The organism is Klebsiella sp. KP20-425-1, assembly GCF_025813515.1.
GTDB classification, from domain to species: Bacteria; Pseudomonadota; Gammaproteobacteria; order Enterobacterales; family Enterobacteriaceae; genus Klebsiella; species Klebsiella pneumoniae.
The window spans coordinates 4,759,900-4,770,848 of record NZ_CP109614.1 but is presented as its reverse complement, the minus strand read 5'-3'; the positions used below and the strand labels follow the sequence as shown (position 1 = coordinate 4,770,848).

The 10,949-nt window shown below is 50.7% G+C and carries 14 protein-coding genes; 5 read left to right on the top strand and 9 right to left on the bottom strand.

All coding sequences use genetic code 11. From position 1 onward, the window contains the following. Positions 1–62: 62 nt before the first annotated feature. From OHJ17_RS23310 to OHJ17_RS23290, 5 genes are all read right to left on the bottom strand, one after another. Positions 63–413 carry a hypothetical protein gene (locus tag OHJ17_RS23310; RefSeq protein ID WP_004177746.1) on the bottom strand — a complete coding sequence of 117 codons (351 nt, stop codon included), beginning with the start codon at positions 411–413 and terminating at the stop codon, positions 63–65. A 334-nt stretch (positions 414–747) separates the two neighbouring features. After that, entirely contained in the window at positions 748–1,764 is a 1,017-nt protein-coding gene (locus OHJ17_RS23305) for a fimbrial protein (RefSeq protein WP_004177744.1), read from the bottom strand. A gap of 23 nt (positions 1,765–1,787) precedes the next feature. Next, a complete protein-coding gene (locus OHJ17_RS23300; protein WP_023283144.1) occupies positions 1,788–4,331 on the bottom strand; it encodes a fimbria/pilus outer membrane usher protein in 2,544 nt (847 codons plus the stop codon). 35 nt (positions 4,332–4,366) lie between these two features. Continuing rightward, complete coding sequence (locus tag OHJ17_RS23295) at positions 4,367–5,053, bottom strand: fimbrial biogenesis chaperone (protein WP_004177740.1); 687 nt, start codon at positions 5,051–5,053, stop codon at positions 4,367–4,369. A gap of 58 nt (positions 5,054–5,111) precedes the next feature. After that, positions 5,112–5,675 carry a fimbrial protein gene (locus OHJ17_RS23290; protein WP_004177738.1) on the bottom strand — a complete coding sequence of 188 codons (564 nt, stop codon included), beginning with the start codon at positions 5,673–5,675 and terminating at the stop codon, positions 5,112–5,114. Positions 5,676–6,155: 480 nt separating this feature from the next. Here OHJ17_RS23290 and OHJ17_RS23285 point away from each other — a divergent pair, with 480 nt between their 5' ends. Further along, positions 6,156–6,800 (top strand): winged helix-turn-helix domain-containing protein, encoded by a 645-nt coding sequence (locus tag OHJ17_RS23285; RefSeq protein ID WP_020317255.1) that lies wholly within the window; start codon positions 6,156–6,158, stop codon positions 6,798–6,800. A gap of 121 nt (positions 6,801–6,921) precedes the next feature. Here OHJ17_RS23285 and epmB read toward each other — a convergent pair whose 3' ends face one another. Further along, positions 6,922–7,950 carry an EF-P beta-lysylation protein EpmB gene (epmB, locus tag OHJ17_RS23280; RefSeq protein ID WP_032433772.1) on the bottom strand — a complete coding sequence of 343 codons (1,029 nt, stop codon included), beginning with the start codon at positions 7,948–7,950 and terminating at the stop codon, positions 6,922–6,924. A gap of 41 nt (positions 7,951–7,991) precedes the next feature. Between epmB and efp the strand changes: the two genes are divergently transcribed. The 4 genes from efp to sugE all read left to right on the top strand — a co-directional run bounded on the left by efp (position 7,992) and on the right by sugE (position 9,530). Continuing rightward, complete coding sequence (efp, locus tag OHJ17_RS23275) at positions 7,992–8,558, top strand: elongation factor P (RefSeq protein WP_002885506.1); 567 nt, start codon at positions 7,992–7,994, stop codon at positions 8,556–8,558. 73 nt (positions 8,559–8,631) lie between these two features. Next, positions 8,632–8,763: an entericidin A/B family lipoprotein gene (locus OHJ17_RS23270; RefSeq protein WP_002885511.1), complete on the top strand. Its 132-nt coding sequence runs from the start codon at positions 8,632–8,634 to the stop codon at positions 8,761–8,763. A gap of 159 nt (positions 8,764–8,922) precedes the next feature. Continuing rightward, positions 8,923–9,069 carry a lipoprotein toxin entericidin B gene (gene ecnB, locus OHJ17_RS23265; protein WP_002885518.1) on the top strand — a complete coding sequence of 49 codons (147 nt, stop codon included), beginning with the start codon at positions 8,923–8,925 and terminating at the stop codon, positions 9,067–9,069. A gap of 143 nt (positions 9,070–9,212) precedes the next feature. Further along, positions 9,213–9,530 (top strand): quaternary ammonium compound efflux SMR transporter SugE, encoded by a 318-nt coding sequence (gene sugE / locus OHJ17_RS23260; RefSeq protein ID WP_002885521.1) that lies wholly within the window; start codon positions 9,213–9,215, stop codon positions 9,528–9,530. On the opposite strand, the gene OHJ17_RS23255 is transcribed toward sugE, so the two are convergent. The 3 genes from OHJ17_RS23255 to frdC form a co-directional block, all read right to left on the bottom strand. Next, complete coding sequence (locus OHJ17_RS23255; protein ID WP_002885523.1) at positions 9,527–10,060, bottom strand: lipocalin family protein; 534 nt, start codon at positions 10,058–10,060, stop codon at positions 9,527–9,529. The genes sugE and OHJ17_RS23255 overlap by 4 nt on opposite strands. Before the next feature lie 113 nt (positions 10,061–10,173). After that, positions 10,174–10,533 carry a fumarate reductase subunit FrdD gene (frdD, locus tag OHJ17_RS23250; RefSeq protein ID WP_002885526.1) on the bottom strand — a complete coding sequence of 120 codons (360 nt, stop codon included), beginning with the start codon at positions 10,531–10,533 and terminating at the stop codon, positions 10,174–10,176. Positions 10,534–10,543: 10 nt separating this feature from the next. Next, on the bottom strand, positions 10,544–10,939 hold the full coding sequence (frdC, locus tag OHJ17_RS23245; protein ID WP_002885530.1) for a fumarate reductase subunit FrdC: 396 nt from the start codon (positions 10,937–10,939) through the stop codon (positions 10,544–10,546). Positions 10,940–10,949 lie beyond the last annotated feature (10 nt).

Below are 10,949 nucleotides of genomic sequence, written 5' to 3'. Positions count from 1 at the left end.
AGGCCTTAATTACTAATGAATGCTTGTCAACAAACTGTTGAGCTAATCATTGGCGCGTAAACTTAGTTGCTCCAGAAGTTCAGGGTGCCGTCATAAATAGCATCCATTACGCCCTGAGCATAATCCAGAGTCATATCCCAGCCAACGATACCCGCTGCAATACCAAAGCAAACGCCACCGAGAATAACCCCGGCGATCATCCCTACACCCTGGCCGATTGAGCCGATACCGAAGATACCGCCACTTACGCCACCCCAACGTCCGGCGTACGCTGTACCAAAAATAGCGCCCAGAGAGGCGCCCAGTGCGATAGCGCCAACTTCTTTTGCGGCCCAGGTGACGATATCGGTAAGAGTATCGGTCAGCGCACCGCCAGAAATTTCTTCCATTTCAAATACAGTTAATTGGTGCATGATTAGTCCTTTAACTAAAATTAAAATTATATATTCATTCCAGACCAGAATTTGGTCCGCAGAAAAGATAGTCGTTGCTGTAGTATGAATCAACTCAACTAAATATGAATTGTTGATGAAATTAGAGGTTAATAGTGAATCAAATCTAAACTATTTATAGGTTCATAAAACAGTAACTAATTCAGCAGGTGGTGGCACGCAGCTATTATCGATGTGCTGCAGATATATTGATTTATTCTTGCATTCATATATGACATTTTTTTGGTTGTTGACATAAAAATAAAAAAGGTGGATATCATTATCCACCTTTTGTAGGGGTATGGAGGTTATACTTTTACTCTTCCTGTATGACAACTTCAAGCATAGCTTTTACATGACCGGAAGAGACTTCAGCGCTATTGTCACTCATGCGATAATAGTCGGCGGTGAAGGTAAAGTTTTGTGATGCCTGTGCCTTGGCGAAGCTATAAGTTTCGGCGTCGTAAAATATTATAGGCTTGTTGTCAATTTTGAAGATAACGCCAACGTTATTTGCGGCTTCGGTTCCAGTTATCATGTTATCGATGATCCCATCCCCGGCAGAACTGGTGCCATTAACAGGGTTAAACCAGTAGTAAAGCTTGTTGCCAACTGAACCTTGTGGGCAAGTCACATCCATTTTGATAGTTTTTTGTGATGGAGTTGTACCTCCTCGAGAAATGGACATTAATGTGTTTTTTTCAATTTTATTCAGGGTGATTTGGCTAGGCCCTGATACTGAAATATCGCAAGAGGTATCTTTATATGAAATAGTCTTGAACTTCAGGGTTGCTGTTAACAAAAGGCGGTCAGCTGCCCTTGGGTTGGTGCTTAAGTTACCTGCTGAGAATTTAAATACCGGGTTTGTACTGGTGCCGGATGTATCGATGACCTGCTTTGTTTTAATTAACCATACCGTCATAAATTTATAATCTTCATTCGATTCTAAAATAGGTACGATTGTAGATTGAGCAACAGCAGGATTAATAGAACCATTTTTGCTGCTCAGAAGATCTGAAAACTGAAAGCCAATTCCATCTATGCCGGTTTCATAGACTGGTTTGCCCCTTATACCCGTGACGCCGGTAACTTCCGGTGCTGTTGATTCAACAATATACTGGTCTCCCATTATTTTGCTGCACTCAAATGTTTTATAATGTCCGGTACCGACTTTTTTAGTATAGAGGACTGTACCCACCGGAATTGTTGGGTCTGTTGCGATTTTAGGACTTATGTTAAACATTGCTTGTCCAGCGGAACCAGAATAATCGCATTTGGCAATTACCTCGCTACAACAGCATAGTAGGGATAAAAAAAGAAGTATTTTTCTCATTCTTTATTGTTCCTTGGTCAATATTAGCGACAAACCGTTTCGATTTGACTGATGCCAGACGCTTTGCCTTCCCTGGCTGGTAAAGTAAAGGAAGCATTGCACTGCTGCGCGGCGCTTTTGCCCCACTGGACGTTAAGGATCCCGGTCTGCTGCAACCCGGACATATAGACCATACCGGCGTCGCTGACGATGCTTGGCTGCGATTTGCTGTCGCCGGCGAGTAGAACCATCGCGCCATAAGGCACGTCCTGACCGCTGGCGGTTTTCAGATGCACAAAGGCCCTCTGGCCGATATTGCCGTCATAATTAGCACGCACGATGGCACCACGGGTCGGCACGACGCTTTGCGTAGTTTCTGGAAGCTCCATATCTTCACCCAGTGAAGTGCTGTCAAGGGTGATGTCGGTACGACGGTAAGGTGTAACGTACGGGACGATAGCGTAACCGCGATAGTCGGTGGAGATGGTGTTATCGTTGGTCAACTTGACGTTATCCAGGCCCGGCGCTTTAACCAGCACGGCGGCGTCAGTGATGTCCTGGCCAAGTGTAATGCCATCGGCATGAGCGACGATGCTGCCGTTGGCGCCGTAGTCAATACGTTGGCTGTTATTGTCATAGCTATAGCCGGCATTAAGGCTGCCGCGGGCACCGTTATAGGTCCCACGCATATCGCCGCTGTAATATTCCCGGTTGCTGTACCCTTGCTGCAGGCTCCATTCCAGGCTGTCGTTATCTAGCCCGACGCCACCAATGGAGACCGACTGATCGGTAGATCCCGGATTGCTGTTGGTTAATTGATAGCTGGTATAGGTACCCGGCAGCCAGTTGCTCAGCGGTAGCGTCACCGTCAGGGTGATGCGCTGATCGTCCTGGGCATCCTTACCTGAGTTATTTCCGCTCCAGGTGTAGCGGTTATAGCTGTAGCCCAGATAGTAGTTCACATTACGGAAACCGCCGTTGTAACCTACGCTAATTGACTTGTTGGTTCGCTTATCGTCCCAGTAATCTTCAATCAACCCGCTTATCGACAGGCTACCGAGGCCTTTACCCAGGCTTTGGTTAACCGTCAGGTTGGTGCGATTGCGCAGTGAGCGAGAGGTATAATTACCGTCATTAGAGTAGCTATCCAGCACCTCCGAGAGGGTATTAAAGCCGCGGGTGGAATAGCGGTAGCCCGCGATGGTGACATTGGTGCCAGTTTCGACAATGTTTTTACCATAACGGACCCGCCAGGACTGTCCTGAGGTCTTTTCATCGTCTTTCTTTTTCGACCATGCCTGGGTGACGTCTGCCGAGGCGGCGCCAAGCTCGCCCAGGTTATAGCCGAGGCCCGTCGACAGCGCCTGGTAGCGCGAGGCCGCCTGCATACCGCCATAAAGCGTCAGGCTGCTGGAGACGCCATAGGTCGCGGTGGCCTGAGTAAATGGCGTTTCATCGACTCCACCATCGTAAGGACGATATTTACCGGAAGTAATCTCATACTCCAGTTGATTTTCACGCACCATGACCGGTAGGGTGGCGAACGGCACAACAAATTCTTGCTTGGATCCGTCGGACTCTTCCACGCTGACGTAAAGGTCGCCGCTACCGCCGCTCGGGTACATATCGGTGATTTCAAATGCCCCGGGTGCCACGTAGGTCTGGTAAACCTGGTAGCCGTTCTGTTTAATGACGACGCGGGCGTTGGTTTTGGCGATACCGCGAATAATCGGCGCATAGCCGCGCATACTTTCCGGCAACATCGTGGTATCGGTGGCCAGCTGAATACCGGTAAACGGCACGCTGTCGAAGATGGTTGAGAGCGATGAACTTTCGCCCATCACCAGGTTACTGTTGATCGAGCGAATACTTCGCTGCATATAGAGATAGGCGGAGTCCCAGTCCCCGGCATCGCTATTGTTTTTATTCCATGTGCTGAGGTTGCGGATACGCCATGGGCCAACGTTGAGGCCAGACTGCAGGTTCAAGCTGTAGTATTCATCATTGGCCTGCATGTCGTTCGAGCCGCTGAACTGGTAGTTCACCAGCAGGGCGTTGATGCCATCATCAAACTGATCCGGTGGGATATATCCCTGCGCGGTGGTGGATAAGGCCGCCTGCGGAATAGAAATATTTAAGCGCTGGGCGGTAAAGTCAAAATCCGCTTTGGTGTCCGGAATGACAGAAAAGTTTGCACAGCCGTTTTGATCCTCGGCTAACTCTGGAAAGGATTTTATCCTTACGCCATATTCCGCGAGAGCTTTTAGACTCAGGCAGGGAACCAGAGCGGGTTCGCGGTTATCGCTGCTGGCGCGATTGTTGGCGACAAACTTTATCGTCCTGGTATCCAGGTAGCGGCCATTAAACATGATATCGACCCGATAATCCCCCGGCGCCTGCGCGTTCTGGGTCTGAAATACGGATAAGTCAGGAGTGGTTGATGGATCGCTACCATTCAATGAGCTAATGAATGAGGGATCGAAAAAGTCACGTGCTTGCGCTTTATTATTCAAACCAGAAAGCAATGCCGGAAGCATTGCAAAGAAGATGGTGGATAGTTTGAATAATCCATTATTCTTATTTGGCATAGACACATCCCTATAATGATAAAATAAATTTCTTATTACAGCGATGAGGAGTAGAGCGACCCAGCTCCGCCATAATCATTGACAACTTTCCAGGTAATGCTGGAGGCATTAATATTTTCTTTTAACGTCACTTCTTTAGTCGTCATCGGGGCGACCGAGTTGACTTCCGGCTTCACTTCTTTGCTGCCAATCTGGATGCTATGGAAATAGAAGAAAAAGGGCGTTGGATTTTTGATCGTCAGCTTAGTGCCAGACTTTCGCCATTCGAGCTTTTTCGCTTCCGTATTAGGGGAGAGGTCGAAAAGTGCTTTAGGACGATAGACCAGACGCATACGGTGACGAACCGCCAGTTGAATGGTGTTGTTATTCGCTTTGGCATCATCTGCCGGAGGAATCGCCATCACGTTAAAATAGTACATGGATTCCCGGTCGGTCGGCGCATTAACGTTTCCGTTAGAAAACAGACGAACCGTATTCTGTTGTTTCCCTTCAAGGCGGAACAGCGGCGGCGTGGCCATAAAAGAGGGCGCTTTTCCTGCCGGCGCTTCAACCCAGGATTTAATCAGATAGGGAATATCATCTTTATTTTCTATTTGCGCGGTGATTTCACGTGCGCCTTCTTTATACAGATAGCGGGTGGATCCCACTACAATACCGGCATGGGCAATACTGCTGAGGAGTAATGCACAGGAAGCGGTGAAAGTTAATAAAGTCCTGAACATGTTTTTTCTCTGAATGCAAAAAAGGGCCCGCCGTGAAGCGGGGCCCTTTGGGGAAAAATTAGATGGTGTAATCGATAGTAAAGGTCGCAACACCTTTAACCGGGCCTTCGGTTACCGGAGTAGCAGAGTTCACTTTTACATAACCAGTGGTGTACTTCAGCTGAGTACCGGTAGTAGCAGAGTAGCTTTCGGTCATGGTGTCAGAACCGTCGAAGGCTACGCGATGTGAATCGCTGAGACGCTGGATACCGATACCGATACCGGTAGCGCCGCCAGCTGCGGTGTTGTCCAGGATGGTTTTATCGCTGGAGGTGACACCGGCAACGTTTACAGTCAGGCCGGTAACCGGGTTAGCGCTGCCCTGTGCGCAGTCAGTAACTTTAAAACCGAAGTCCTGAGTTTTGAACAGAGTACCTGCAGCTTCAGCATTTGCTTCCGCAGTGGTCACAGTGATCAGCTGAACGATACCGTTGTTCAGGGTACCAGTCGGAGTCACGACGCAAGAGTTAGCTGCATCAGAGACTTCACCCAGTACAGTTACCTGAGCGGTGTTGGTTGCCATTGCCTGAGCACTCAGCACTGCAGATGCAGCGACCATTACAGCTACGATTGTCTTTTTCATTTAATTAATCCATATATAGATACTTAGTCCTGTGTAGAGTTGATAACAGTTATCAAGGGAATGGAGTATGCATTCGCATTGATATTGAAAATAAGCGCCAGCATTCCTTTATATAGTGCTGAGACAAATCATCCTGTTGAACAACGCTACCATATCGCTTGCCATAGCGAACCATGGAGAAGCGGGAGTAATTTAAAAGTCTGGTGCAAAAAATGCTTGTGAATTGTTGATGAAGCACCTGTGAATTTAATGCTGCCCCCCTCTCTGATGAGATGTGGATTCCAGTTGAGATTAATTTAATCTGAAAATCTGACCATTAAGCAAGTTAGCTATCGCTTGTTTTTTTATCTGCGGTATCCTGTGGGCTGAACTTCAATGTGAAATGTACCTGTTTTCATCTGAAACAAGAATGTTCACATAATCGTTTGGTTGAAATCATTTGATTTTATTATGGATAATAGGGTTACGTGGGGCAAGGATATGAATGACGCAGTATTATTTAATGGGTGTATAATTAATCAGGAGATTATATTTAATGCCAATATGAATGAGCTGCGGCCGCTTGCCGGGGACGGGGAGTGCATCAGCCTCAATGCGCCAACCGCCAGATGCTTGCTGCTGCTTTTGCAGAATTGCGGCAAAGTCATTTCACGGGATGAGTTCCTGGCGGCTGTATGGGAAACACGGGGGGTGGTCGTTTCGCAAAATACGTTCTATCAAAATATCTCTTTGCTGCGAAAATCGCTGGTAAAAGCTGGGCTATCTGAGGATATCATTATCACCGTCCGGCAAAAAGGCTTTAGCGTCGCTCCGAATACATTGGTCATTCCTCTCTCTGATGAAGAGTGCAAGAATATGAATCGGGTGACATTAACGCATTATCAGAATAATAAAGTTGTCGACTTTATTTCTGAAGAAAAGGAAAAGCCTGACACTCATTTAAATCTTCCACTAATAGAAAACTCATCAAAGCATGGCAGTGATTTGATGGCAAATAAACCGGAAGAAGGTGAAAAAGCATCTGAGCGGTTGCATGTTACTTTTAAAATACCCGTATGGTTAATCGCGCTAATTGTCGTGATGATTGTAATTAATATTATTGTGTTGGTCGTGCTAAACCGGTAGCTCGTCACAGCCAGGGGTTATAGCGCGGTGCGATAGTCATTTGCTGGTCACCTTAACACCCGTCTGTCGAAATCTTCCTATCTGAAGGTCTGCCAGAACGTCCTGGCAGACCTTCAGTTTATTAACGCTGCTTCAGCCCTAAATCCAGTGGCGTCTTGCTGGGTTCCCCGCCAATCTCGCGCGCCAGCTTCGGCACCATATAGCCAGAGATGAGGGTCAATAGTTCGCGCATGATTTCACGGGCTTCATCATCGCTGACCATGAAGTGCGCCGCTCCCTGCACCCGATCCAGCACGTGCAGGTAGTAGGGCATTACCCCGGCGTCGAACAGCGCATTACTGAGGTCGGCCAGGGTTTGCGCGTTGTCGTTCACCCCGCGCAGCAGCACGCTCTGGTTGAGCAGCGTGACGCCCGCCTGACGCAGCATGGCCATCGCCGCGCGAAACTCACCGTCAATTTCATTCGCGTGATTGACGTGGTTAACCAGGATTACCTGCAGCGACGAACGCTGGAAGCGACTGGCCAGCGTCTCGGTGATGCGCGCCGGGATCACAATCGGCAGGCGGCTGTGAATACGCAGGCGCTTAACGTGCGGAATAGCTTCCAGCTGGGTCATTAGCCAGTCAAGCTCATGGTCCTTTGCCATCAGCGGGTCGCCGCCGGAGAAGATGATTTCATCAAGCTGCAGATGCGCCGCGATGTAGTCCATCGCTGTCTGCCAGTTGCGCCTGGTGCCCTGATTTTCGGCATAAGGGAAGTGGCGGCGGAAACAATAACGGCAATTGACTGCACAACCGCCTTTCACCAGCAGCAGGGCCCGGTTGCGATATTTGTGCAACAGACCGGGCACCACGCTGTGCTGTTCTTCCAGCGGATCGGTGGAGTAGCCGGGGGCGACGATAAATTCTTCCTCGGCGGTAAGTACCTGACGAAGCAGCGGATCGTTAGGGTTGCCTTTCTCCATGCGGGCGATAAACGCGCGCGGGACGCGCAGCGGGAACAGGCGTCTGGCCTCGCGTCCGGCCAGCAGTTTTTCATCAGCGTCTACATTTAAAAGACGCAGCAGTTCATCAGGACTGGTCACAACATTGGCAAGTTGCGTTATCCAATCTTCTCTGGATGGGGTATTTAGGGTTACAATATGCGCCATTTTGTGGCTTAGCTACCAGTTAAACAATTTCAGAGGGCCTTATGGCGACTTACTATAGCAACGATTTTCGTGCTGGTCTTAAAATCATGTTAGATGGCGAACCTTATGCGGTAGAAGCCAGCGAATTCGTTAAACCAGGTAAAGGCCAGGCGTTTGCGCGCGTTAAGCTGCGCCGTCTGCTGACCGGTACCCGCGTTGAGAAAACCTTCAAATCTACCGATTCCGCAGAAGGCGCGGACGTTGTCGATATGAACCTGACTTACCTGTACAACGACGGTGAGTTCTGGCACTTCATGAACAACGAAACCTTCGAGCAGCTGTCTGCTGACGCGAAAGCGATCGGTGACAACGCTAAATGGCTGCTGGATCAGGCTGAGTGCATCGTGACCCTGTGGAACGGCCAGCCGATCGCGGTCACCCCGCCGAACTTCGTTGAGCTGGAAATCATTGAAACCGATCCAGGTCTGAAAGGCGACACCGCGGGTACCGGCGGTAAACCAGCGACCCTGTCTACTGGCGCGGTGGTTAAAGTTCCGCTGTTCGTCCAGATTGGCGAAGTGATCAAAGTGGATACTCGCTCTGGCGAATACGTATCCCGCGTGAAATAATTTCGCGTCATGATGACCGGCGCAGCCTCCGTGCTGCGCCGCTCTTTACGCACAGGTACGACGAACACGAGACATGAAGCGCAGCGTAAAACTTCTGGTGTTACTGTTTCTGAGCAGCGCGTTACTGGCTGGCTGCAACACCGCCCGCGGTGTGGGTGAAGATATTCAGGGCCTGGGCCACGCTATCTCTCACGCTGTGAGCTGAATTTCCCTGCCGTTTCGTTAATGGCGCTTGCCTCCCGGTATGTCAGCCTCCTCCACGCATACTCCTTTTCTCTTAAAAATCGCAAAGATCCCTTCATCTTTGGACGGTTTGTCTATGCTTATAGGGCATGAAAACAAAACTGACACTAAGGATGACATTATGGTGAAAAAAACGATTGCAGCGTTCTTTACGGTTTTGGTCCTCTCTTCAGCACTGACCGCTTGTAACACCACGCGCGGTGTCGGTGAGGATATTTCAGACGGCGGCAACGCAATCTCTGGCGCGGCAACCAAAGCTCAGCAATAAACGCCGTCAACGGTACGGTTTAGCGCCGTACCGTTCTTCACTTCTCTCATTCCGTTGGATATACTCACCACGACTTTTCATCCACCTTACGGGACGACCCGTAAGCGTTTCTCATCCGGGGACGGCCCCAGCAAAGGAGCCTTATGTCCTGGATAGTCTTGTTTATCGCTGGCCTGCTGGAAGTGGTGTGGGCCGTCGGCCTGAAATATACCCATGGCTTTAGCCGCCTGGTTCCCAGCGTTATCACCATCGTGGCGATGGTGGCCAGCATGGCGCTGCTCTCATGGGCGATGAAAACCCTACCGGTAGGTACCGCCTACGCCGTCTGGACCGGGATCGGCGCCGTGGGGGCCGCCGTGACCGGTATTGTGCTGTTAGGGGAATCCGCCAGCGCCATGCGTATCGCCAGCCTTGTCTGTATCGTGATTGGCATCATTGGCCTGAAGATCAGCGCGCACTAATCATAGCGCTGATTGACCCAGACCAGTTTGCCGACATCAAAGCCCTGTCGGGTGGCAATGTCCAGCATCTGCTGCCTGACCTCCGGGGCGATGGTCGGCGCCCGGGCCAGCAGCCAGAGATAGTCGCGATCGGGGCCGCAGACCAGCGCGTAACGATACTCCTTATCCAGAGCAATGACGTTATAGCTGCCGTAGAAAGGGCCGAAGAAGGAAATCTTCAGCGCGGCGCGGCTGGGCTCCCCGGTAAAGTACGCTACCCCGTCCGTTTTCTGCCACATACCACGGTCGGGGTTATAGCCTTTATTGACCACGTCCAGGCCACCGTCATCGCGTGGGTGCCAGGCGATCGTGACCTTTTCCAGCCCGCTTTCAAAAGGGTGGTCAAAGCGGGCGATTTCATACCAGGTACCCAGATAGCGCTGAACGTCGAAGGGACTGACCACGGTGACGCCCGGCGGCGGGGCGGGCGTGCTGCAGGCGACAGACAGGAACGAGACGGCAATCGCGGTGATTATCGGCAGGATACGCATGGCATGCTCCTTGCTGGCTTTTAAGCTAAGTGTAGAGTCCAGCAGGGAAAAGGCGGCAAGATTTTTCTATGAAGCGAGCCCGGTAGCAGAAATGCGACCTGGCTCTTGCAGGATCAGATAAACAGTACGCCAACGAGGGTGATGACGCTGAGGATTGCCGCCAGGCCGTAGAAGACCCATTTACCGTTTGGCACATGGATTTTCAGATCGTGCATGGCGTGGTGAATACGATGCAACCCACACCACAGCGGCAGGACAATCATCAGAAAGATGAACGCGCGGCCGATAAAGCTTTGGGCAAAGGCCAGCACACGCTCATAGCTGAAGGCGTCGGCCGGGGCGAGCCCAAGCGGCAGCAGGATGCCGACCAGCAGCACCATCACCGGCGCGACGATCGCGCCCCACATGCCGCCTGCGCCAAACAGCCCCCAGAATACGGGTTCATCGGAACGTTTCGGATTGGGATTAATCATCTCAGCCTCCTTACCAGAACAGGGCGACAAACAGGATCACCACGGTGACCACCGCCGTCACCACCCAGAGCCCTTTAATGACCGGCTCTGGCCCCATTTTTTCGCCTTTGATGATGACGTTGGCGGCTTTCGGCGCCAGCTCAAACCAGGTTTTGGTGTGCAGCAGCGCCGCCGCCAGGGTAATCAGGTTGAGGATCACCACCACCGGGTTTTGCAGGAATCCGATATATCCCGCCCAGCTCTCGGCGCCGTGCTTGAGGGCAAATAGCCCATAAATCAGCACAATGCTAAACCATACCGTCGGTACCGCCGTGCCTTCCCGTACCATGTAGAAGCGATAAAACGGCAGCTTTTTCCACCAGGTGGAGGTCATTGGCCGCACGTAGGGTTTGCGTTTCGTCGTCATAATGCACTCC

Bases quoted from the DNA above. Each gene is read 5' to 3' on its own strand.
- OHJ17_RS23305 (WP_004177744.1), bottom strand. From the start codon at position 1,764: ATGAGAAAAATACTTCTTTTTTTATCCCTACTATGCTGTTGTAGCGAG.
- epmB (WP_032433772.1), bottom strand. From the start codon at position 7,950: ATGGCGCATATTGTAACCCTAAATACCCCATCCAGAGAAGATTGGATA.
- OHJ17_RS23290 (WP_004177738.1), bottom strand. From the start codon at position 5,675: ATGAAAAAGACAATCGTAGCTGTAATGGTCGCTGCATCTGCAGTGCTG.
- ecnB (WP_002885518.1), top strand. From the start codon at position 8,923: ATGGTGAAAAAAACGATTGCAGCGTTCTTTACGGTTTTGGTCCTCTCT.
- sugE (WP_002885521.1), top strand. From the start codon at position 9,213: ATGTCCTGGATAGTCTTGTTTATCGCTGGCCTGCTGGAAGTGGTGTGG.
- frdC (WP_002885530.1), bottom strand. From the start codon at position 10,939: ATGACGACGAAACGCAAACCCTACGTGCGGCCAATGACCTCCACCTGG.
- frdD (WP_002885526.1), bottom strand. From the start codon at position 10,533: ATGATTAATCCCAATCCGAAACGTTCCGATGAACCCGTATTCTGGGGG.
- OHJ17_RS23270 (WP_002885511.1), top strand. From the start codon at position 8,632: ATGAAGCGCAGCGTAAAACTTCTGGTGTTACTGTTTCTGAGCAGCGCG.
- OHJ17_RS23295 (WP_004177740.1), bottom strand. From the start codon at position 5,053: ATGTTCAGGACTTTATTAACTTTCACCGCTTCCTGTGCATTACTCCTC.
- OHJ17_RS23285 (WP_020317255.1), top strand. From the start codon at position 6,156: ATGAATGACGCAGTATTATTTAATGGGTGTATAATTAATCAGGAGATT.
- OHJ17_RS23310 (WP_004177746.1), bottom strand. From the start codon at position 413: ATGCACCAATTAACTGTATTTGAAATGGAAGAAATTTCTGGCGGTGCG.
- OHJ17_RS23300 (WP_023283144.1), bottom strand. From the start codon at position 4,331: ATGCCAAATAAGAATAATGGATTATTCAAACTATCCACCATCTTCTTT.
- OHJ17_RS23255 (WP_002885523.1), bottom strand. From the start codon at position 10,060: ATGCGTATCCTGCCGATAATCACCGCGATTGCCGTCTCGTTCCTGTCT.
- efp (WP_002885506.1), top strand. From the start codon at position 7,992: ATGGCGACTTACTATAGCAACGATTTTCGTGCTGGTCTTAAAATCATG.